Raw genomic sequence first — 21,957 nt, forward strand, 5'->3', positions numbered from 1 at the left:
TCTAAGCTGTTTTCTTTCTTGTCGAAATTGAATTGAAAATTCCATTCAAAACATTGTCCTCACTCTTTACCAACGAATAATATAATGTTTGCCCTTCACGTCTCGATATAATAATTCCTGCATCCTTCATTTTACGGATATGTTGGGATACGGCAGGAACACTCATTTCAAGAATGTCCGCAATATCGCAAGGGCACAGTTCATTCTCTATGTTCAATAGGAATAGAATTTTCAGTCGTACCTCGCTTCCCGCAAGAGACAAAATTTTGCTTATTGCTTCTAAGCTACCTGAAGAATTCTCTATGGTTTCCTTGCATCTCGATATTTGCTTCTTGTCTGCTTCGTTCCGTGTACAAGTTATTTCCAAGCTCATCTTTTTTGATTTAAAGTGGCTGCAAATATATCATTATTATATTATTTAAGCAAATACTTAAATAATAACGGAACAAGTAACTTTGAACTTTTAAACAACCTTTGTTTTTTAATGTTCTTTAATTAAATCTCATCCAAGGATTTTCGGTTTTTTGTCACAGATTTCTTGAACTGCGTGGGTGTCATTCCTGTTACTTTTTTGAATTGATTGCTTAAGTACGCAACGCTACTATAATGTAATTGAAAAGCTATCTCACTCAAGGTTAATTCATCATAGACAATGAGTTCTTTTACACGTTCAATTTTTTGGTTGATGATGTATTGCTCGAACGTGATGCTTTCTACCGACGAGAATAGGGAACTTAAATATTTATAATCCAAGTTAAGTTCGCCAGTAACAATATCTGCCCATTTTAATTCGGTCTTTTCATTGGAATAATGTATCTTCTCAATTACCAAATTCTTCATTTGCTCGATAAGCTGACTTTTACGGTCGTCAATCAAACTAAATCCTGCATTTTGTAGCTTTTTTTGCAAAGATTTTTTTTCGAATTCATTGAGCATCGAAACCAATTCTACTTCTCCTAACTTGACAGCTTTGTAATCAATGTTCAATCCTACCAAAATTTCGGAAACCGCGGATATACATCTGGGGCAGACCATGTTTTTAATATGGATAGTATTGCTCATTTGATCCTATGTTAACCCTTGAGTTTTCATGTTGACTACCGAAAAGCGTTGATTAAAACTAATATTGTTGCTATCAAGAACAATAGTACTAAGGAAATTATACCATAAACTCTGTCTTTCTTACTAATACCATCCTTTGGCGATTTTCTTTCCTTTTTTCTTCTTTGCCTTCGATTTTCGCTCATCATCATCTGTTTAAAAATTCGGAATCGGCATGGGTTCAGAGCCGCTTCTCAATCTTCAATTTCTTGATACTACTATTTAACACAATTTAGACTTTCTCATATGAAGCCATGATGGGCAGCGTTACCAAAGTGTGTATCACAATAAATAGAATTATAGATATTAGAGTGTAAAGACCGTCTTTCTCAGCAAGCATGGTATTTGACATGGCTCTTGATTTTTCATTTTCTTACAATTGATTCTCTGAATATCTAATATGTTATCCTCTATCTTGCACTTGATTACTGTATTGTGGCCTTTACCTCTCCGCACGTTAACATCGCCTCTCCGTAATACGGATTACGAATCTCTTTCTCTAAACTCAACCAGTTTGCACCCTTGTTACTATCCGCCATTGGACAGTAATTGGTGTATACCGTTTGATCAATACCAAAAAGCTGTATGCCGCTTATCATATGGGCCGATAAATGCTTGAAATGATTTCTTTGTTCCTCAATTTCAGAAGCATTCGCAATTGCGTTGGCAGAGGCTTTTAATTCTTTTTGGATGGTCATCCAATGTTTATGGGCCTTCTCGTCTTCAAGTAATTTCATATCTACTTTGGAAAGGCTTTCTCCGATTTCTTTCGCTGAAGACTGGGCTTTACCCGCGTTGTCGGCGACCAAGGCATCTTTTATCAGTATGTACACTTCAAATACTTCTTTTAGTTGCCCTTGAAACTTTTTGGAAACCTCTAAACGCTCGTTCATTTTGGTATGGTCAACGGTAGGTTTAGACGTTTCGCCACTTTCCGGTTGCATTCCCAAATGCCCTTCGTGACCCGTCATTGTCTTACCACCTTCTGTATTCATCATCGATTTTTTTCCTTGCAATTGGGCAGCTGCATCCACAGTAAAGGTTCCGTTGGTCACTATTTCATCGCCGCTTTCAAGTCCGTTCAAAATGGTAAAGCTATCCCCGTTGGAATTTCCCAAAGCGACCTCCCTCATTTCAAAAATCGGTTCGTTGGGGTTGGTCTTTACGTAGACGACGGAACGTTCACCCGTCCACATCACGGCGGTCGAAGGAACGTTGATCACTTCATCGGACTCATCGTTCGGCATATCTATTCTGCCCTCTACGAACATGCCTGGTTTTAATAGGTCTTCCGAATTGTTGAGTACCGCGCGAACCATTACCGTTCTCGTAGCGGAGTTCAACAGTGGATCCACAAAAGATACCTTCGCCGTAAATTCTTTATTCGGATACGCATTGGTGGTAAGCTTTATCTCTTGACCTGTCTTCAGGGATGCTATCTGGTTTTCGTAGGCATCGAATACGGCCCAGACGGAATTCAGGTTTGCTATTTTATAAAGGGGCTGGCCCTGTTTGACATAGTCTCCTTCTTCGACCATCTTTTCGGTTACCGTTCCGGATACTGTGGCATATACGGGAAAGTTTTCCTGAACCTGCCCAGACTCCTCAATGCTATTAATTTGTTTGTCAGAAAGCTTCCATAATTTTAATTTGTTACGGACGGCCTTGTATAAAGCGAGCTGGGATTCTTTCAAGGATGCCGCCGTAAGTAATTCTTGCTGTGCCGATACCAGTTCAGGGGAATAGATTGTGGCAAGTAGCCTTCCTTTCGCCACCCTTTCTCCGGCATAGTTTACATATAGTTTTTCAATCCTGCCTGCAAAGTAAGTAACCTGTACGGCGTTGGCCTCTTCGTTTTCCCTAATCTTCCCTGATAGTTTCAAGGAATTTCCATCCACACCGCCCGTACCAACCACAGTAGTGCGTATGTTGGCCAAGGCCATGGCATTGTCGGTCATCTTGATTTCATTGGCACTAAGGCCGTCGGCCCCGGTCTCCGCAGGTATCAAATCCATTCCACAAATAGGGCAATCGCCAGGTTCGGGCTGCATAATCTGTGGGTGCATGGAGCAGGTCCACATTTGTTCGGCCGCTTCGCCAGAGTGGTCGTGCGTGTCCGACATATCCGACAAGTCCTTTACCGCCATCTCATCCTCCGACAAACTGCTGAAAATAAAGTATCCCGCTAACAGGCCAACGATAAGGGCCGTTCCAATATAAATGATGTTCTTGTTCATGATTTTAAGTATTAATGCTGTTTTATTGATGTAAAATTTTCAGTACAAATTGCTTGCCTAATTTTTGTTTTTCTTTTTAGTATTACTTCGTCTTTTGATTTTTATGACCGAAGGCGATGATACGTACCACAATAAAAACCCGCTCAAAACGGTTATTAGCCCTAAAAGCGAAAAGCCTCTAAGGACTATGGTATTAAAATCGTCCCTTCCCTGATAATCCATCGTATGGGTCATCCAAAGAAAATCGAACCAACGCCAATCGTGATGACGCAATGTTTGGAACGAACCATCTTTGACGGACACATAGGCTTTTATATTTTCGGGTGTTTCATAAGATATGGCAAATGCTGGAAGGGGTCTGCCTCGATATTCGCTATGACTCCCCACTTCCTCGATTCGTTCTATGCTTTTCACTTTCAGTTCGGGCAGCATATTTCTCCTCGCCACCTGAAGGGCGTCCTGTTCGGATATTTCAGCTTTTAAGTCACCTGTTTCTGCATTGACTAATTGACTTTGATTAATCCAATAATAAGGCTCTCCTGCTATTTCTCTTAATTCCAAAGAAGCTATGACATTGTCCTTGATATTTGTTGGACTAATCAAATCCGTATAAACAGCTTTTTCAACAGCTTCCTGTCGAAATTGGTCGCCGTGTATCTCATCGATATCCGTCCAACTGAAATACATGCCGCTGATGGTCCACATCAGGAACTGTATACCTAAGAAGATACCCAAGTAGCGGTGTGCTTTTCTAATCCATTTCGCTGTTTTTCTGTTGACCATTATTTTTTATCCTTTAATTGTCATTTAATTCACGAAAAATTTGACTAGTATTCCACCTGCCAACCATACATAACAGATATGGGCAGCATATTTTAAAACACTTTCAAGCACTGGGCTTTTCGGTGCCATTTCGCTCATTGAGTGCTCTACGTCTTTTCTCTTGAAAAAACCTAAGTAAATCAGATATCCTGAAATTGCGAGGAAAGCTATATTCAAATAGAAGGTATAGTCAATTTTGAAATGCTCTTTGTCCTGGATCTTGACCTGCGATGGGTCCGGTAACATACCCAACAAATCGAAAGAATAGTGTAAGGCCAAGGATGTTCCGATTAGTGCAGTAAACAGCAGGAACAAAATGAAAAATGACATCTTCCACCCGTAATATTTTGCATTGATTCGTAGTACCGGAAAGACTACCAAATCACTAAAGATGAAAGCCATGACCCCTGCAAAACTTACGCCCTTGCCAAAAAGTAATGCCGCCAATGGAATGTTTCCCATTGACCCTATAAAAGTCAGAAATGCAGCGACCGGGCCGACAATGATATGTTCCAATATTTCTAGAAAAGTGAAGTCCGTATTGCCCTGACCACTATTGACAAAGAGTGTCTGAAAGAAAGAATCGGGAACGAAGGCCGCTACGATTCCCGCAATGGTAAAGCCAACGGTAACGTCTTTCCATACCATCTGCCATTCCATTTTATATTTCTTGCCAACCCTTGCCCAACTATCTTCTTTCTTAATTTGTTTTTGCCAGTCCTTGGAATCATCCATTGCATCGTCATCTTCACCCTCTAAGTTTTTACGTGCCCTTTCTATAAGTTTTTTAGGATTGATTATTCGGATAAGAATCCAGCAAATGAGGATGAGCAATAGACCGCCTACATATTCCCCAACAACAAACTGCCATCCCAAAAAGATGGAAATTATGATTCCCAATTCGATGACCAAGTTGGTCGACGCCAATAGAAAGGTGATGGAAGAAACAAAGCTCGCCCCCTTTTTAAAAAGGGATTTTGCGCTAGCCAAGGCCGCAAAGCTGCACGAACTGCTTATAAACCCAAAAAAAGTACCCAAAAGCACACTTTTGGATTCGTTTTTGCCCATCGTTTTTTGCATCCGTTTTTCGGTCACAAAAATCTGTATCATACTACTGATGATGTAACCCAATATGAACGCCCAAAGCGCCATCCAGAAAAATCCGGTGGTCGTGTAGGCCGCTTCGCCCCATTGTTTTAGAAAATCGCTCATATTCAATCTTCGTTATTGATTCTTATCTGGTTAATATTCGCAATGCCAAAGACCAGCACAAAAAACCTTAAAGCAACCTCTAGCATTACCAATGTCTTTGAAAGTATCGATGATGGTACGATATCACCATAACCGACCGATGAAAACGTTATCGTACTGAAATAGAGGTATTCCAAAAAAACGGCTAGCTCCATACCATCGATATATTGTTCACTTTTAAAATTAGAGTCATTGAAGTGGTAGAGCGAGGTAAAATCGATGGCGAAGGATATGATTATAAGACTTATAAGCAATCCGAACAAGACCAAAATATGGCTCAACAAATGGCTTTGCCCGATTATTTTCATCAGTTGGTCAAAGGAAAGCCGGACTATGAAAAATGTCTTTATCATCGCGAAAACGAGAATCGACCAGGACAACCAGACATGACCCTTTAGCACTGGAACCACCCATAGGCTAATGACGGAAAGACCGGCAATTATAGCCATCGTCACCCAAGCCTTTGAAAAAAGCTGGGTGTAGAAAGCATCCGTATGTTCTAAATCTTTCGTATCACTCATTTTTTCTTTATATTCCCGGTCATTTCGTTATTAATTCTATTGATCAAAAATCTATTCTTCTTTAAGCAGCGCATCGACTTTCAGGTCGTGTCGGTCATTTACCTTTATAAATGTAAAGCTTGGACGCTCTAAACCGTAATCGGTAATCAATAGCGACCAGGAAGCGTTCAGTTGTATGCCTTTTTGCACGGGATTCAGTTCTAGTGGAACCGTTATTTGTCGGGTGGTTTCCGCCAAGGTAAAATCGCCTTTTGCCTTGACCTTCTGTTTAGACTTCTTATCCAGATCAAAATCGCCGACCAGTTTTCCCTCAAAAACGACCTTGGGATTTTTTTGCGCTTTTAGCAACTCGTACATGTGTTCATCACGTTTGTCTTTACCCGTCTTAATGGATTTTACAGGTACCGTAAAAGCTACTTTTCCAGTTTCAAAATTAATCGTTCCGTGTAACCGGTCAGACTCGCCGGTATAGGAATTAAGTGGCATTTTTGCCTCGAAGGAAGCATAGCCGTTTTCGGTGCCATACACCTGTGCGATTGAATGGTGAATACCCGTGAATAAGAGTAATATCAACAAATAAAAAATTAAAGTCTTGTACATAATTATGTTCTTATTAATAATTATTGCAAACTCATGTAAATTTCATCGTAAGTCTTTGTTTCGTTTTCGTTTATTCGTCTAACAATGTATTTTCTATGTATGCCCGTTCTATTTTCAAGTCCCATTGAACCCAGCAACTCCTTAAAGGCTTCCATTGTATTTTTGTGGTAATTCGCCACTTTGGTCTTCTTGTCTTCCACAACCAATGACTCTACCCTTGACGGTACCATTGTGGTAATGCCCGTGGGACAGGTGTCAAGATTACATTTTAACGATTGTACACAGCCCAGGGCTAACATCATTCCCCTTGCACTATAGCAGGCATCTGCTCCAAGTGCGAGCATACGATAGATGTCAAAAGCCGAAATGATTTTCCCTGCTGCCATCAACTTTATCTCATTACGCAGTTTGTATTTTGCTAAATTGGAATGTGCAAAATATAGAGCCTCCACTATGGGAAGACCTGCCCAATGTAGGGATTCCATATGGGCAGCTCCCGAGCCTCCTTCGGCACCGTCAATGGCAATGAAATCGGGATAATTTTGCTTTTCGGCAAAAGTTTGGACCATTCTTTCAAATTCATCCTTTTGCCCAATACACAGTTTAATGCCTATGGGTTTTCCATTGGAAAGTTTTCTCAATTTTTCAATGAAAAAAATCATTTCATTATCATTTCCAAAGGCAGAGTGATGTGGTGGCGATAGAATTTCGGTTCCCTTTTCAACATCCCTGAATTTTGCGATTTCCTCTGTGTTTTTCTTTGCAGGTAGTATGGCGCCAAAGCCTGGTTTGGCTCCTTGGGAAATTTTTATTTCAATCATTTTAACTACCTCGTGCAAGGCAATTTCCTGAAACTTTTCGGGGTTGAAATTACCTTTTTCAGTACGGCATCCGAAGTAACCGGTTCCGATTTGAAATATGATATCAGCTCCATACTCCTGATGATAGGGCGTAAAACCACCTTCACCCGTATTTTGGGCAAAACCAGCTATTTCAGCACCACCATTAAATGCCAAGATCGCATTTTTGCTTATTGAGCCGTAGCTCATTCCCGCAAGGTTCAGAATGCTTGCAGAATAGGGCTTGTCGCATTTGGAACTTCCAATTGTAACCCTTAAATTATCATTAACTTCTTTTACTGGATATGTTGAATGAACGAACCATTCCCGACCGACTTCGTCGTACGGTATTTGTGTACCAAAGGGTTGACTTTTATCGGCATCCGCCGCACGCTTATATACTATTTCCTTTTGTATCCAGTTAAAGGGCTTTCCTTCCGTCCTGTTAAGTAAAACAGTTTCTTGGACTACGTGGCGCTGTTTTTCCAGAAAGTTAGTTACTCTTCCAAATAATGGATAGGTACGCCTAATGTTATCTGATTTTTGAAAATAATCGAATAGTCCTAAAATCAAGAAAGGAGGTAATACCAATGCGAGCCACCACAACAATGGGTACAGAATGATTATGGCTGCTACTGCCAAAACCAATATGATGCTCGTAATGATAAATCCTTTTCTCATTATCGTTGTTTAATGTGAGTGCCCATCACTTTCATCGTGACCTTCTTCACTTTCGGTTTCGATATAATTTCCTTGTGGGCCAACTCCTTCTATATATACCAACTGCGAACCATAGTGTCCTGCCTCGGATACCGAATAGGCCGAAAAGGCCATAACTACAAAAACTGCTATTTCGAAACCACGTTTTAGTTTGGCCCAAAACAGGCTTACTATCTTCAGAATAGCTGCAAGAGCACTCGACCAAAGTGTCCAGTCGGCATATTTATCGTGTTGTTCCAGTACGCTTTTTGCCATTTCGGTAAGGCCTTCTGTGTGTGGATGTACAAACGTTCCGGCAACATACGCACCAATAAACCCAGAGCCTACCATTAAGAGGATGACCCAATCCATTGTCCGGTTCAAGGTAAACAGCTGTATCAGTTGTAAGACCACCGCTAACAGCAATAGTACAATAGGAAAATGTACGACCATAGGGTGCAGGTTGGGGAACGCATCAAAATCTGCTTTTACGGAATCTGACTGTGCAACCGAAGTTGAACTAGCTGATAATTCCATCTCATTGGGGTTATTTGGTTTTTCACTCAAGGCAAGGGAATTTGTCAAACTACCCAAAAAGGCAAAAATCAAAATGGCTGAAAAAAAATTTTTTGTTTTCATCTCTTACGGTTTTTAATTAGTCCCCAATTAGTTGCACTACCAAAGCCCCAAGAACTATAATGATTATGATAGCGTACACGATATAATTGAACCACTTTTTAAGTAGATATTTATCTTGCGCCTCGCTTTTACCCGTATTGCAACAATCTTTCATTTTATTTCTAGTTGTGCCTGTTGAGGGAAGGGCGGGGGAACAGACATCATCAAAAACACCAATCAGTCTACCCTTCCCGAAACAGGACTTTACCCTTTAATATCTTTGTCCGATCGGAAATGGAAACATGGGATGACAGTACATCGCAAAGACGTTCCAAGCCCGCCCGGAGCTATATCTTACCAAACTTTTTCCTTTATAAACTTCTTGCAAATCAAAAAAATCAGCCATGGCAATATTGTAAACTGAAGTACGGGAGACAGGCCCACTTCTACCATTGGCAATCGCGGCATGGCATCGGCATAGGCCCAATCGCCCCTGGCGGTATGCCATACCTCTGCTAGAATAGCCCCAAAAAATCCGACAAGGACCAAAAGCAATATTCTTTTCAACCCCCAATTTTGCATCCAATACACATCTTTATAAATCAGTCCGAAAGCAAAAAGCAGTATAAATACCATTAACATATCCGCAATGGATGCCAAGGCGCAAAAGGAAATATGTTTCAAATCGTATTCAAACCCTTCGTACAGTGGGCCCTGAGCTAGCTCCCATACAAAATTCAATGCAAAAGAAGTTACTGCCACTGCCATCACAAAACTCTTATATTCCCCTACGTCTTTTACCCGTCTCGTAAAATACAAATAGCCCAAAATGACCAAAGTCAACGCTATGGTGGGTACAACGAAAATGTCGAGGGTTAATTCTTCCATTTATTTTCTACTTAGATTTATTTTTTAAGACCACTAAATTGGCGTTCAATTCTTTGGCCAATACCAACCGGATATTACCTGAAAGGGAAGGGGCTAACCAACTAACCAAACTAAATAGCCCCTTCCCATAACAGGCTCTCATTATTCGATTACTTCCACCACTTTTCCGCAACTGAGCATTTGGGCACCGTAATAGGGATTACGGATGTCCTCAATTGATGACAACCAATAGGCGCCTCCATTCAAGGCCATAGGACAAAAGTCCTTATACAATTTACCCGATGTTATTTTTCCTCTTAAAAGAGCTTCCATTTCAGTACTTAATTCTGAAAATGCTTTTCGCTGTACCTTTAAGTTATCCGTATCGGCTATCTTTTGTGAGGCCGATAAAGCGGCATCGGCACCTTCAACTTTACCAAGTGCTTCGCTCAACATCTCCGCACCCTTTTGGGCATCTCCCGGATTTGAACCGACCAAATCATTTTTGATGTGTTCGTAATGTTCGTAGACATTGGCCACATTTTCATTGCTGAACTCAATAGGCGTTTGCTTCATTTCCATTTTGCTATGGTCATGGTTCAACTTTATCTTTTCCTGTGCGTAAGAAAAAGTGAGGGTCAGTAACAGTAGGGCTGAAACCCCGTTTTTCAAATTCTTCATTGTCATCCTTTTTAAATTATTCAATTATAGACTGTCCTTTAATTTTGATACCCAATCCAAAACGATTTTCTTTTCGGTGTCCGAAAGTCTTGCATCCCTGTGGATGAGCGTGTACGATGGAAGGGGCATTTCATCATCCTCGATTTGACTTATAATTGATTTTAACTTGCTATTCTTTCTTCGTGATGAATAGGAATCCCATTCATTAAAATTCAATTCTTCCTTGCCATGCTCCACATGGTCTTCCAAGTACCACGCAACCGGTTGTACCTTGTTGTACCAAGGATAGTCGGTATTGTTGCTATGGCAGTCATAACAGGAGGTTTTGATGACGCTCTCGATATTTTTTGGCACCTCGTTAACGACCATAAAATCCGTTTTGGGTATCAAATCGCTTTGATTGCGTTCGGTGGGCATAAACTGGATGCCCACCAACGCAACCAGCAAAATCCATCCTGTGACCTTTACCGCCTTCACTTAATTGATCTGCTTTTGTACACTACCGCAGGTCATCATTTTACTGCCGTAATAAGGATTCTTAATTTCTTCAGTGGCACTTAACCATTGTGCTCCCTTATTATCGTTGTACATAGGACAATAGGCTTGGTAAAGTGTTCTTTCCGAACCTGCTATGGCCAAAAGGTCAATGACATCTTTGCTCAATATATCAAAGTGCTCACGTTGATGCCCGATGTCGCTTTTGGCGATATGTTCCGCATGTTCTGTGGCATCTTCAATAATGTCTGTTAACTCGGCCCGTTGTTCGTCTGAAAATTTGCTCGTGTCAAAATCCTCAAGACTACCTTCCAGCTTTTCCCCTGCTGTTGCTGCACCGTCTTTGTCATCTGATACAAGGGCGTTTTTGAGCGTTAGATAATCCGCGACGACTTCTGATGACATCATGGCCATTCCGCCCTGGTTCATATTATCTTGCTCCATTTGCGAATGGTCTTCCATGGTACCGTCCATGTGGCCGCTGTCATCCATTTGTTCGGTATTGTGGCCTTCTTGGTTTTCTTGCTCCTTATTCTTGTCTTTACAAGATGTGGCCATTAGGGCTATGATTGCCATGGCCAAAATTCCAGTTGCTACATTTGTTCTTTTCATTTGTGATTTGATTTAAGATTTATTACAGTTTAAAATTTGTTCGTCCAATATTGTCAAGGACCTTCTTTAGATTTCCCTTCGTTTTTTTTGCTATTTCTTCGACATCCTTTTTAAGGGAAGAAGACCAGGTAACCGAAGTATCCTCCATTGAAACCTCTACCACCGATTCATCCTCTAACTCTTTAATGGTCACATTACAGGGAAACAAGATGCCCATTTGAATATCGTTGGCAATCAGGTCAGCGGCGGTATCTTGGTCACAGACCAAGAGAATAAGATGCTTGGGCATATCTTTCATTTTTGCGCCCAAATATTCCTTGACATCGAACTCGGACACGATATCAAGGCCCAACCTATCAAGTTGATTCTTCACATTTTTGACCGCTTCCCCAAAAGTGAGGTTATATCTTTCTGTGACACAATAGCGGGTATTCATGCTCTCGCTATAATCTTGAGTGGGAATTTCCTTTGTTTTGTCTTTGCCATTTTCCATCCTCTCGTTTTTAAAGTTTTTCGATCACATGCTCAAGCTTGGAAGTTATCTCATCGGCCACCTCGTTCAATTTTTCGTTTTCTACCGCTTGCATCGAGGCCATCGGGTTTACTGCGGCAACTTCTACCGTACCTTCCTCGATTTCCTGCACGATTACGTTACATGGCAGCATAGTGCCTATCTTATCTTCGGCTTCCAATGCCTTATGTGCATAAGGAGGGTTACAGGCACCCAGAATTTTATATTTTTTGAAATCGACGTCCAATTTCTTTTTCAAGGTCTCCTTCACATCGATTTCGGTCAGAATACCAAAACCTTCGTTTTTTAGTTCCTCGGTAACCTTTTCGATTACTTTGTCAAAGTCTTCGTTCAGCGTTTTATTGAAATAATACTTCATCATTTTAGTTTTTAGAGTTAATCGTTCGTTTTTGTTCTTCGTATTCATCTTTTGATATTTCGCCCTTTGCGAAACGGTTGTCTAGGATATCCATAGGATTTTCCTTGTTTTTAGAGCTTCGCGGACTTCCTCCTCTGAAAAGGAATATGGCCAATATCAAAATAATCGGTATCAGTATCCACCACCACATCATCATAACTATATCTTTTTAATTGTTAAATAAATTATTCTCATTGCCTATGAAGTTCTTGGATTTACTACCCTTAATTCTTCATTTTATCTTTCATTTTTTGCATCATTCCGGGATTTTTTTCCATCATCTTCTGCATCATTTCTTCCATCATTTCCGGATTCTCTTCCATCATTTTTTTCATTCTTTCCTTCATTTCCTTTTTCATCATTTCATTATTGTGCATTTTTTCCATCATCATCTTGCGGCCCTTTTCGCTTTCCATCATTTTATCCAGCATTTTGGAATGCATCTTTTTTTTCATTTCAGGGTTCTTTTCCATCATTTGCTGCATATGGGCCTGCATTTTTTCCTTCATTTCCGGATTCTTGTCCATCATCATTTTCATATTTCCCGATTCCATCTGTTCCATATGGGTCTTCATCATTATCTTTTTGGCATCTTCATTCTTTCGTGCCTCACTGATGAAATTTGTGAACTGAACAGGGTTCGAGATAATCTCTTGGTAAATGGCATTCCTGTTTTCCTCGACCTGCATGGTCTCGGAAGCATTGAAAGTTGATTTGCAACTTATTACTGTTCCTAGTATTCCAATTACCATCAAAAGTTTTACTGTTGTTTTCATTTTATTATTTTTTAAAATGTATAAATCGTCTATCTATTTTTCTTTTTCTTCACTTTTATTTTTCAGGAACCATTTTTCACCTAAAAAAATCAATACCATCAGTATTGCAGCTACAATTACGACCAATAGGTCACTAGAAGCCTTTATCCATAAGAATGCGGCCAAAACAATACAATCCAATAATATTGCAGTATATAGAATAGAGACACGGGCGTTTATGTCTTTTCTCATATTTTTAAGTACGCCCCAATGAATTCCTATATCCATAATTAGATAGAAAATAGCACCTAATGATGCAATTCTTTTAAGGTCAAAAAGAATGGTCATTGTGAGTGCCAATACCACAGTATAAATGAGCATATGTTTTTGCAACTTACCTGGTAGCCCAAAATGTTTATGGGGAATTAGATTCATCTGAGTTAGCATTGTAGTCATCCTTGACACTGCAAAAATGCTTGCCACCACTCCTGAGATAGTAGCTATGATTGCAATACCCACGGTGAACCACAATCCGTACTTTCCGAAAGCCGGCCTTGATGCCTCGGCCAAAGAATAGTCCTTAGCTTTGATTATCTCTTCAATAGTAAGATTAGAAGAAACAGCAAATGCAACAAGTAGATATACCACGGTACAGATAGCAAGTGATAGAATTATAGCACGTCCTACATTTTTATTGGGATTGGTGATTTCTTCACCACTATTTGTAATCGTAGTAAAGCCCTTATAAGCTAAGATTGAAAGGGCCAAGGCTCCTAAATAATTGGTAATAGGGTATTCCTTCAAACTCTCTGAAGGGACAACTTCAGAAAATGAAAATCCTGCCGCCCATAATCCACCAATAGCAAATATTGCTATCCCTCCAATTTTTAAGACCGCCATCGCAAAGGATGATTTACCGATAATAGTATTGCCAGAAATATTAATTAAAAAAGCAACGATTAATAGCAATACCCCAAGTATTGGCACCCAAACACTATTGTCATTAATATCAAATAACTGAAGCGTGTACGAACCAAATGTACGTGCTACCAAACTTTCATTGATGACCATTGAAAGTGCCATTAGCAACGCTCCTGAAGCTGTAACCGCACCTTTACCATATATCTTTTTTAGATAGGTAGCAATACCGCCAGCAGATGGATACGCATTGGAAAGTTTCACATACGTATATGCACTAAATCCTGAAATGATAGCACCTACAAGAAAAGCATACGGAAACCATTGCCCTGATAACTCAGCTACCTGTCCTAATAAGGCAAATATTCCTGCACCTATCATAACACCTGTACCAAGCGACACCGCTCCGGTTAAACTCAAACTATTTTTCTTGTATGGTGCCATTTCTTAAAATCTAACTAACAGACCGCCACCCCAGCCATAACGTTTATTGTAATTTCCTTGTATGGAAAAGTTTCTGGAAACGATGTATGCCAGCCCTACCAGCCATTGGGTTTCACTTTCAAAAGATTTATTGTTTTCCAAATCATTGACCCAACCAAAATCCGCTCTGTACTCATATTCTCCTTCCAAAAAAATTCTTGGAAAAATCAATAGTTCTCTATCCAAACGTATTCTTGGGCGCAGTTGATGGTCCATACTCACATCTACATTAAATCTGTAAGGCGTAAAGTATTTAATCCCAACCAATCCAACGGTATTAAATGTATCGTAAGAATCTGGTGTAGAAGTTTCGGTATTTACCCCTGCATACAGGCGTACCCAATCATTGAGGTATCGATTGTAGTTCACTTCTATCTCGGCATTTTGGTTATAATCAAACTCGCCACGTAGTCCAAATTCATTTCGGATGTTGCTAGACATCAAAAAAAGCTCATTAAAGTTTGAACCTACACGCGCAGCTCCCCAAGAATAATAGTGGTCTGTCTCGTCAATTAGTTTTTGAACTGGATAATCCTTCATTCTTTCATCCCTTGGTGTATCATAACTAAATACGCGTGCCATACCGCCCATCATATGATATAATACGTGACAATGAAAGAACCAGTCACCATATTCTTCGTTATAAAATTCGATGACCACTTTTTGCATCGGTGGTACATTAACAGTATGTTTTAAGGGCGAGCGTTCCCCGTTTTCGTTGATTACCCTAAAGTAATGTCCGTGTAAATGCATTGGATGGTGCATCATAGTAAGGTTGTTCAAGGTAATTCTTGTGACCTCCCCACTTTTGATTTTTATTTTATCAGTTTCTGATAAGGGCACGCCGTTCATACTCCAAACATAGCGTTGCATATTTCCTGTCAGATTAAGCAAAATGTCATTAACAGGTAAATCTGCTTCATATGTGGTTTTTTCTCTTGCCTTTAAAAAATCATAGTTGAAATAGGTTTTACGGGTACTGTAATCGAAAACGGAACTGTCTTTTTGCATTTTGGACATATCGTGATTCATGTGGTCATTCATTTTGTCCATTGTTTTATTATGGTTCATTGGCATAGAATCCTTTTTCATTACCATCGTATTGTCCATATTCATATTGCCGTCGTTCATGGGCATTTTCTCATCCATCTTCATGTTCATATCCATTTGCTTTTTCATTGCACCATCTTTCATGGACATCCTATCGGGCATATCCATGTTCATCTGTTCATCTTTCATATCCATCTTCATTCCATATTTCTGCATCAAAAACTCTGGTGTTTTTTTCTTTTGATTTCCTACCATTGCGGGCGCGCCCATCTTCATATCCATTTTTGCCATTTGCTTCATCATTGCCACTTTGTCCGGTCTGTCAATCGGTTTTGCAGGATAAAGTATACCTTGCCCTAAACGCACGGTAGTATGTCCGGAACCATCTTGGGCTGTAGCAGTAATTTCTAATGTGCCTTCGGGGATGGTAACGATAACATCGTAGGTCTCCGCAATGCCGAAAAGAAATCGGCTTTTGGATATAGGTTCCACATCTATACCATCACTTGAGACAACCATTGGGCTGCCTCCTCCAAAATCCATCCAATAATAGGTAGATGCTGCGGCGTTAATAAAGCGAAGCCTTACTTTTTCACCGGGTTGAAAATTTGGGTACTCTGCTAGTTTTTTACCGTTGGACAAAAAAGCAGGATAATAGACGTCTGCAATATCGGCACCTTCCATTCTATCGCGCCAAAACTTAAATTGAGCTCCCAATGCACCTTCTTTTATGACTCTACTTAATGGCACTGCAGTACCTTTTTTAACTTGGTACCATTCGTTACCCCTTTTAAGGTTACGCAAAACGTTCATAGGTTTTTCATTGGTCCAGTCAGATAACACTACAACCAAATCTTTGTCATAATCCAATGTCTTTTCTTTTGGATGAATGACTATGGAACCATAAACTCCCTTTTGCTCCTGCAACATTGTATGGGAATGATACCAATACGTACCCGATTGGTTAATAGGAATTCTATACTGAAATGTCTTACCAGGTTCAATTGGTGGTGTAGTTAAATAGGGTACACCGTCATAGAAATTTGGAAGTATCAACCCGTGCCAATGCACTGAAGTTTCTTTGTCCATTTTATTGGTTACATTGATTATGGCAAGGTCTCCTTCATTAAATTTTAACGTAGGGCCAGGAATACTACCATTTATAGTCATTCCATTGGCCGTTACGCCTCCAAGGGTGATCTCCTTTTGTTCCAGGGTAAGGTTATACTCTTTTACGGGACGCCCTTCTTCATTTCTGTCTTCTCCGTTTGTTCCGACTTGGGCAAATATTGAAGAGGTAAATAGTACTAGTGTGATTATTTTTAGTGTTTTCATTTTTATCGTGTGTGTTATAATTTCATGTTCCAAGGAAAATAACAGTTCAGTTGCCCGTCCCTTGCCCTATCCGATTCTATTTTTAACTTTTTTTAACTCTTTAAATAATTAATGTTGGCCGATTGTATATAATATCCTTTAATGGATTCTATTTGATTCGTCTGGAATTTCAATTGCAGTTCCTGAACATCGAGCACATCATTAAAATCAATGGTTCCCGTTTCGTAACTTTTAATAAGGATTTCCTCTGCGTCTTTGGCTTTTTCTATATTTCGCTGTTGCACATTAAATCGTATTCTATAAGCATCCCTTTGATTGATCGCTTCGCTCAATAAGGTTTCCAGTTTGTTTGTTCTTTCGGCCTTCTGCGCAGTAATCTCCTGTTGCCGAAGCTCGTTCTGTTTTGAAATGGATTTGTACTTGTTGTTGAAAATGGGTATGGACAAAGAAACCATCGGCATTATGATATCCTTTCCATTATCGCTGAAGTCCATCGCGGGCCGTTCGGCGACAGGTATATAATCAAGTCCGAAACCAAGATTTGGCAATGCCTCCTTCTGGTTCAATAGCTCGGATTTTTCTACGGATTCGTACAACTTATCGTATTTAACAAGTTCGGGGTGTAATTGAAGATTGTCGTCTACGAATACAGGATCCACTTCGGGTACGGTAAAACCGTCGTATGCATCGACCCGTGTATTTTCATCCCTGTTGAGTAGATTGTTGAACAGGGTTTGCTCGGCCTGATATTCCTCATTTAAGACCTCTTTACTCTGTTCCAGTTCATTCTGACGTATCTGTAGCCTAAGCACATCTACAGCGGAGGCATTGCCCACTTCAACCGAGGTCAAGGCCAGTCGTTCATAGGTTTTCAGCAATTCGATATTTTCATCGAGCACCTTTTGTTTTGCACGAATCGCATACAGGCGGTAGTAGGATTGGGAAACGGCCAAGGTCAATTTTCGTTTGGCGATGACCAGATCTTCGTACTGTGCCTCGGCCATTGAACTGGCATAGTTTTCCCGTGCGGTAATGGTGCCGAACCAAGGGATCATTTGCTTGGCGGAAAACCTTGCCTTTTGGGCACCTGTTCGGGTTTCCGGTTCACTGGCAAAGACTCCCGCACTAATTTCCGTGTTAGGAAGCGTATTGACCTCATTGATTTTTTCCGAGGCGATATTGTAGCGCAGTTCATAGGCCTGAATTTCGGGATTGTTCAATTCGGCCTGCTCGATCAAGCTTTCCAACTCCTGTGCATTTACAGAAGCTATGGACATGATTCCTAAAAAGAGTTGTACGTATTTTTTCATTTCGACAATCGTTTTAATTGAAACTCCGCTTTCCAACTATATAAGACAGGAACCACGAAAAGAGTAATCAACGCAATAAGCATCCCACCAAAACTTGGTATCGCCATCGGTATCATAATATCGCTACCACGGCCTGTGGAGGTCAATACTGGCAACAATGCCAAAATGGTAGTTGCCGTGGTCATCAAACAGGGACGGATACGCTTTTCGCCTGCTTCCACTACTGAATCCCGAATGCCGATAAGGGTATCCGGTTTGTTTCTATCGAAAGTCTGTGTCAGATAGGTGGCCATGACTACACCGTCGTCGGTGGCAATACCGAACAAGGCAATGAACCCGACCCAAACGGCAACACTCAGATTTATGGTGTGCATCTGGAAGAGGTCCCGAAGGTTTTCGCCAAAGAAATTAAAGTTCAAAAACCAATCCTGACCATAAAACCATATCATCAAAAACCCTCCTGCGAAGGCGACCGCTATACCTGTGAACACCATTAACGATGTACCAACGGAGCGAAATTGGAAATAGAGGATCAGGAAAATAATGGTCAATGCCAAAGGCACTACTACAGATAAGGTTTTTTCGGCCCTTAACTGGTTTTCATAGGTTCCTGTAAAGAGATAGTTGATTCCTTTGGGAACTACCAGTTCGCCGCTATCGATTTTTTCCTGAATTAAGGCCTGGGCGTTTTCGACCACTTCCACTTCCGCGAAACCGTCCAACTTATCGAAGAGTACGTAACCCACCAAAAAGGTGTCCTCACTTTTGATTACCTGTGGCCCTTGTTCGTAGTTGATGGTTACTAGCTCGCTCAAGGGAACAGGATTACCTTTTTCAACGGGCACATAAATTTCCTTTAGGTCTTGTGGGTTTTCCCTAAGTTCCCTTGGGTACCTGACACGAACCCCATAACGTTCACGGCCTTCAACGGTCTGGGTAAGCACCATTCCGCCAACGGCCACCTGCAATACACTTTGCACATCTTCAATGGTTATACCATAGCGGGCCAATCGTTCCCTGTCGATGTCTATCAAGAGATAGGGTTTGCCCACGATTCTATCGGCGAAGACCGCTTCGTCCTTGACCCCCTCGGCCTGTTTGAGAATGTCTTCCAATTGAAGACCGAAGGCTTCGATTTGTTTGAGATCCTGACCTTTGACCTTGATGCCCATGGGTGCCCGCATTCCGGTCTGCAACATGACCAGACGGGTTTCGATAGGTTGAAGTTTCGGGGCGGAAGTAACACCAGGGAATTTGGTTACCTTAACAATTTCCTTCCAAATATCGTCGGGCGACTTTATTTCGGGTCGCCAGTTTCGAAAATACTCGCCGTCCTCGTCAGGAATCAAATCCTTTTGCTGTACCGAGAAAGGGGATTTTATTGCTGATTCCTTATAATCCGCATCATCAGTATCGACCTCTAGATTCGGATTGGTCACAAAAGTACCGTCCCTCAGTTCGAACATGCCATCTTCATTGACCTTGTAGCGTTGCCACTTCCTATCTTCATTGAGCATGTATTCCGGTTTGTACTGAATAACATTCTCGTACATGGAGAGTGGAGCGGGATCCAAGGCCGATTCCGTTCTTCCCGATTTACCGACTACGGTCGCTATCTCGGGAATACTGGCCACGGCCATATCGAGTTGCTGAAGTACGCGTTTGTTCTCTTCCACCCCTGCGTGTGGCAACGATGTGGGCATCAGAAGGAAGGAACCTTCATTGAGTGAGGGCATAAATTCCTTTCCAGTATTACGCATAATCATCACACCGAACACAACTATCGCGGTCGGAATAGAGAGGAAAATAAGTTTGTTGCGCAAGGCCCAACGTAAGATTCGTGTATAATAATTTCTGAAAATCGTAAAGAAACCCAAAAGCCCAAAACAGATAAGTCCCACGAATATGAGATTCCAGAAAATGCTTTTGTCCAACCCCAAGGGCCTCCAGTATTCGGCGAGGACAAAAACAATGGCAAAGGCCGAAATGATGATATTGATTAAGTTGGCACGCTTATCGGAAATCGAGAATCCCGATGAAATTTTTGAGGCCAATTCGGGATATTTCAATAGACCTATCACACCAAAGGCTATCAGTATCAACCCTAACCAAGAGCCATAGACAATGGCAAGGATACCCAAAACAATAAGCACCCCATTGACACCATAGCCCAGCGTATTTCTTACACTCTTTTTACGAAACAGAAAAGCTGCAAAGGGTGGTATCAAGAATAAGGCGACGATAATGGATGCTGTCAATGCAAAGGTCTTGGTAAAGGCCAATGGGCGAAAGAGCTTTCCTTCTGCCCCGATCATTGTAAAGACCGGAATAAAGCTGATAATAGTGGTCATTACCGCCGTTAAAATGGCACCCGACACTTCCGCTGTTGCCGTATAGACAACTGTATTGATGGATTCTTTACCATCGGATTCATCCAAATGCCGTATAATATTCTCGGAGAGGATGACCCCTACATCGACCATGGTGCCAATAGCGATAGCGATACCCGACAGTGCTACGATATTGGCATCTACGCCAAAAAGTTTCATTGCTATAAAGACCATCAGCACTGCAACCGGCAAGAGTCCGGAAATCAAAATGGACACCCTTAGATTAAAGACCATGACGATAATGACCAAAATGGTAATCAGTATTTCCAAGGTCAATGCCTCATCGAGCGTTCCAAGTGTTTCCTGAATCAACTCGGTTCTATCATAAAAAGGGACAATGGTCAGTTGCGATGTCGTCCCGTCGCTAAGTTCTTTTGAAGGAAGCCCCGCACTGAGTTCGTTTATCTTTTCCTTTACATTATTAATGACCTCCATTGGGTTCGCACCGTAGCGCGCCACGACCACGGCGCCAACGACCTCTGCACCTTCCTTATCCAATATTCCTCTTCGGGTAGCCGGGCCATGTGTTACCCTGGCAATATCCTTAATACGTATCGAGGTAAAATCGCTCGAAGTAACCACGGCGTTCTCTAAATCAGACAATGATTTGACATAACCCAGTCCGCGAATCAGATATTCGGCCTGATTGATTTCCAATGTTTGCGCACCGATGTCCCTATTACTCTGTTTTACGGCTTTTACGACTTGTTGCAGACCGATACCGTACTGCTTCATCAATTCTGGATTTACGTCTACCTGATATTCCAGAACATACCCCCCGATGGAAGCCACTTCGGAAACTCCGCTCGCCGAAGAAAGGGCATATTTCACATAGAAATCCTGTATGCTACGAAGCTCCTGCAAGTCCCAACCTCCGGTAACATTGCCATCCTTATCACGGCCTTCAAGTGTATACCAAAAAATTTGGCCCAATCCTGTTGCATCGGGTCCCAGTGCAGGGTTGACACCTTCCGGCAACAATCCTGCCGGTAATGAATTCAATTTTTCAAGGATACGGCTACGGCTCCAATAGAACTCAATATCCTCCTCAAAAATGATATAGATACTCGAAAAGCCAAACATTGAGGAACTACGAATGGTCTTTACGCCAGGAATGCCCAATAAAGATGTGGTCAACGGGTAGGTTATCTGGTCTTCGATATCCTGCGGGGAGCGACCGTCCCATTTCGTAAATACGATTTGCTGATTTTCCCCAATATCGGGAATGGCATCAACAGCAACCGGATTTCTAGGTAGCGCACCGGTATTCCATTCAAAGGGTGCATTTACGATTCCCCAGCCTACAAAAAGGACCAGAAGCAAGACCGCTACTAATTTATTTTCTATGAGAAACTTTATGCTCTTATTTAGCATGATTTGGATAATTAAGTAATTGGAAATTCAAGTTGAAAATTCAACAAAAACAGCTTGACCCGAACAAAAA

General features: G+C 41.2%; 22 protein-coding genes. All 22 read right to left on the minus strand.

The window, feature by feature from the left end; genetic code table 11:
- Position 1 precedes the first annotated feature (1 nt).
- A complete protein-coding gene (locus IL355_RS11650; RefSeq protein ID WP_192462298.1) occupies positions 2–373 on the minus strand; it encodes an ArsR/SmtB family transcription factor in 372 nt (123 codons plus the stop codon).
- 122 nt (positions 374–495) lie between these two features.
- Positions 496–1,062 (minus strand): helix-turn-helix domain-containing protein, encoded by a 567-nt coding sequence (locus IL355_RS11655; RefSeq protein WP_192462299.1) that lies wholly within the window; start codon positions 1,060–1,062, stop codon positions 496–498.
- Between the two features lie 464 nt (positions 1,063–1,526).
- A complete protein-coding gene (locus tag IL355_RS11660) occupies positions 1,527–3,338 on the minus strand; it encodes an efflux RND transporter periplasmic adaptor subunit (RefSeq protein WP_192462300.1) in 1,812 nt (603 codons plus the stop codon).
- Between the two features lie 57 nt (positions 3,339–3,395).
- The gene (locus IL355_RS11665) at positions 3,396–4,121 is read right to left on the minus strand and encodes a PepSY domain-containing protein (protein ID WP_192462301.1); all 726 of its coding nucleotides are present in this window, start codon (positions 4,119–4,121) and stop codon (positions 3,396–3,398) included.
- 24 nt (positions 4,122–4,145) lie between these two features.
- Positions 4,146–5,372: a permease gene (locus IL355_RS11670; RefSeq protein WP_192462302.1), complete on the minus strand. Its 1,227-nt coding sequence runs from the start codon at positions 5,370–5,372 to the stop codon at positions 4,146–4,148.
- Positions 5,373–5,374: 2 nt separating this feature from the next.
- On the minus strand, positions 5,375–5,932 hold the full coding sequence (locus IL355_RS11675) for a potassium channel family protein (RefSeq protein ID WP_192462303.1): 558 nt from the start codon (positions 5,930–5,932) through the stop codon (positions 5,375–5,377).
- Positions 5,933–5,983: 51 nt separating this feature from the next.
- Positions 5,984–6,532: a YceI family protein gene (locus IL355_RS11680; protein WP_192462304.1), complete on the minus strand. Its 549-nt coding sequence runs from the start codon at positions 6,530–6,532 to the stop codon at positions 5,984–5,986.
- A gap of 20 nt (positions 6,533–6,552) precedes the next feature.
- Positions 6,553–8,052, minus strand: a complete 1,500-nt coding sequence (locus IL355_RS11685) for an FMN-binding glutamate synthase family protein (protein WP_192462305.1) — start codon at positions 8,050–8,052, stop codon at positions 6,553–6,555.
- Between the two features lie 9 nt (positions 8,053–8,061).
- Entirely contained in the window at positions 8,062–8,709 is a 648-nt protein-coding gene (locus tag IL355_RS11690; protein WP_192462306.1) for a DUF2231 domain-containing protein, read from the minus strand.
- 16 nt (positions 8,710–8,725) lie between these two features.
- Positions 8,726–8,863: a hypothetical protein gene (locus IL355_RS11695; RefSeq protein ID WP_192462307.1), complete on the minus strand. Its 138-nt coding sequence runs from the start codon at positions 8,861–8,863 to the stop codon at positions 8,726–8,728.
- Positions 8,864–9,042: 179 nt separating this feature from the next.
- Complete coding sequence (locus tag IL355_RS11700) at positions 9,043–9,576, minus strand: hypothetical protein (RefSeq protein WP_192462308.1); 534 nt, start codon at positions 9,574–9,576, stop codon at positions 9,043–9,045.
- Between the two features lie 141 nt (positions 9,577–9,717).
- Entirely contained in the window at positions 9,718–10,236 is a 519-nt protein-coding gene (locus IL355_RS11705; RefSeq protein WP_192462309.1) for a DUF3347 domain-containing protein, read from the minus strand.
- A 24-nt stretch (positions 10,237–10,260) separates the two neighbouring features.
- Complete coding sequence (locus IL355_RS11710) at positions 10,261–10,713, minus strand: heme-binding domain-containing protein (protein WP_192462310.1); 453 nt, start codon at positions 10,711–10,713, stop codon at positions 10,261–10,263.
- On the minus strand, positions 10,714–11,343 hold the full coding sequence (locus IL355_RS11715) for a DUF3347 domain-containing protein (protein ID WP_192462311.1): 630 nt from the start codon (positions 11,341–11,343) through the stop codon (positions 10,714–10,716). It abuts the gene before it with no gap.
- Positions 11,344–11,365: 22 nt separating this feature from the next.
- The gene (locus IL355_RS11720) at positions 11,366–11,836 is read right to left on the minus strand and encodes a DUF302 domain-containing protein (protein WP_192462312.1); all 471 of its coding nucleotides are present in this window, start codon (positions 11,834–11,836) and stop codon (positions 11,366–11,368) included.
- A gap of 10 nt (positions 11,837–11,846) precedes the next feature.
- On the minus strand, positions 11,847–12,233 hold the full coding sequence (locus tag IL355_RS11725) for a DUF302 domain-containing protein (RefSeq protein ID WP_192462479.1): 387 nt from the start codon (positions 12,231–12,233) through the stop codon (positions 11,847–11,849).
- A 4-nt stretch (positions 12,234–12,237) separates the two neighbouring features.
- Positions 12,238–12,429, minus strand: a complete 192-nt coding sequence (locus tag IL355_RS11730) for an SHOCT domain-containing protein (protein ID WP_192462313.1) — start codon at positions 12,427–12,429, stop codon at positions 12,238–12,240.
- Between the two features lie 67 nt (positions 12,430–12,496).
- A complete protein-coding gene (locus IL355_RS11735; protein WP_192462314.1) occupies positions 12,497–13,048 on the minus strand; it encodes a hypothetical protein in 552 nt (183 codons plus the stop codon).
- Between the two features lie 33 nt (positions 13,049–13,081).
- The gene (locus IL355_RS11740) at positions 13,082–14,389 is read right to left on the minus strand and encodes an APC family permease (RefSeq protein WP_192462315.1); all 1,308 of its coding nucleotides are present in this window, start codon (positions 14,387–14,389) and stop codon (positions 13,082–13,084) included.
- A gap of 3 nt (positions 14,390–14,392) precedes the next feature.
- Entirely contained in the window at positions 14,393–16,813 is a 2,421-nt protein-coding gene (locus IL355_RS11745; RefSeq protein WP_192462316.1) for a multicopper oxidase domain-containing protein, read from the minus strand.
- A 92-nt stretch (positions 16,814–16,905) separates the two neighbouring features.
- Positions 16,906–18,123: a TolC family protein gene (locus IL355_RS11750; RefSeq protein ID WP_192462317.1), complete on the minus strand. Its 1,218-nt coding sequence runs from the start codon at positions 18,121–18,123 to the stop codon at positions 16,906–16,908.
- Positions 18,120–21,887: an efflux RND transporter permease subunit gene (locus IL355_RS11755; RefSeq protein ID WP_192462318.1), complete on the minus strand. Its 3,768-nt coding sequence runs from the start codon at positions 21,885–21,887 to the stop codon at positions 18,120–18,122. The genes IL355_RS11750 and IL355_RS11755 overlap by 4 nt, the downstream gene beginning before the upstream one ends.
- Between the last annotated feature and the right edge of the window lie 70 nt (positions 21,888–21,957).

Origin of the sequence: Euzebyella saccharophila (assembly GCF_014855495.1) — a bacterium.
GTDB lineage: Bacteria > Bacteroidota > Bacteroidia > Flavobacteriales > Flavobacteriaceae > Euzebyella > Euzebyella saccharophila.

What these genes read in the sequence shown, in the direction of transcription:
- IL355_RS11650 (WP_192462298.1), bottom strand. Translation starts at nt 373, where the DNA reads ATGAGCTTGGAAATAACTTGTACACGGAACGAAGCAGACAAGAAGCAA.
- IL355_RS11655 (WP_192462299.1), bottom strand. Translation starts at nt 1,062, where the DNA reads ATGAGCAATACTATCCATATTAAAAACATGGTCTGCCCCAGATGTATA.
- IL355_RS11660 (WP_192462300.1), bottom strand. Translation starts at nt 3,338, where the DNA reads ATGAACAAGAACATCATTTATATTGGAACGGCCCTTATCGTTGGCCTG.
- IL355_RS11665 (WP_192462301.1), bottom strand. Translation starts at nt 4,121, where the DNA reads ATGGTCAACAGAAAAACAGCGAAATGGATTAGAAAAGCACACCGCTAC.
- IL355_RS11670 (WP_192462302.1), bottom strand. Translation starts at nt 5,372, where the DNA reads ATGAGCGATTTTCTAAAACAATGGGGCGAAGCGGCCTACACGACCACC.
- IL355_RS11675 (WP_192462303.1), bottom strand. Translation starts at nt 5,932, where the DNA reads ATGAGTGATACGAAAGATTTAGAACATACGGATGCTTTCTACACCCAG.
- IL355_RS11680 (WP_192462304.1), bottom strand. Translation starts at nt 6,532, where the DNA reads ATGTACAAGACTTTAATTTTTTATTTGTTGATATTACTCTTATTCACG.
- IL355_RS11685 (WP_192462305.1), bottom strand. Translation starts at nt 8,052, where the DNA reads ATGAGAAAAGGATTTATCATTACGAGCATCATATTGGTTTTGGCAGTA.
- IL355_RS11690 (WP_192462306.1), bottom strand. Translation starts at nt 8,709, where the DNA reads ATGAAAACAAAAAATTTTTTTTCAGCCATTTTGATTTTTGCCTTTTTG.
- IL355_RS11695 (WP_192462307.1), bottom strand. Translation starts at nt 8,863, where the DNA reads ATGAAAGATTGTTGCAATACGGGTAAAAGCGAGGCGCAAGATAAATAT.
- IL355_RS11700 (WP_192462308.1), bottom strand. Translation starts at nt 9,576, where the DNA reads ATGGAAGAATTAACCCTCGACATTTTCGTTGTACCCACCATAGCGTTG.
- IL355_RS11705 (WP_192462309.1), bottom strand. Translation starts at nt 10,236, where the DNA reads ATGAAGAATTTGAAAAACGGGGTTTCAGCCCTACTGTTACTGACCCTC.
- IL355_RS11715 (WP_192462311.1), bottom strand. Translation starts at nt 11,343, where the DNA reads ATGAAAAGAACAAATGTAGCAACTGGAATTTTGGCCATGGCAATCATA.
- IL355_RS11720 (WP_192462312.1), bottom strand. Translation starts at nt 11,836, where the DNA reads ATGGAAAATGGCAAAGACAAAACAAAGGAAATTCCCACTCAAGATTAT.
- IL355_RS11725 (WP_192462479.1), bottom strand. Translation starts at nt 12,233, where the DNA reads ATGAAGTATTATTTCAATAAAACGCTGAACGAAGACTTTGACAAAGTA.
- IL355_RS11730 (WP_192462313.1), bottom strand. Translation starts at nt 12,429, where the DNA reads ATGATGATGTGGTGGTGGATACTGATACCGATTATTTTGATATTGGCC.
- IL355_RS11735 (WP_192462314.1), bottom strand. Translation starts at nt 13,048, where the DNA reads ATGAAAACAACAGTAAAACTTTTGATGGTAATTGGAATACTAGGAACA.
- IL355_RS11740 (WP_192462315.1), bottom strand. Translation starts at nt 14,389, where the DNA reads ATGGCACCATACAAGAAAAATAGTTTGAGTTTAACCGGAGCGGTGTCG.
- IL355_RS11745 (WP_192462316.1), bottom strand. Translation starts at nt 16,813, where the DNA reads ATGAAAACACTAAAAATAATCACACTAGTACTATTTACCTCTTCAATA.
- IL355_RS11750 (WP_192462317.1), bottom strand. Translation starts at nt 18,123, where the DNA reads ATGAAAAAATACGTACAACTCTTTTTAGGAATCATGTCCATAGCTTCT.
- IL355_RS11755 (WP_192462318.1), bottom strand. Translation starts at nt 21,887, where the DNA reads ATGCTAAATAAGAGCATAAAGTTTCTCATAGAAAATAAATTAGTAGCG.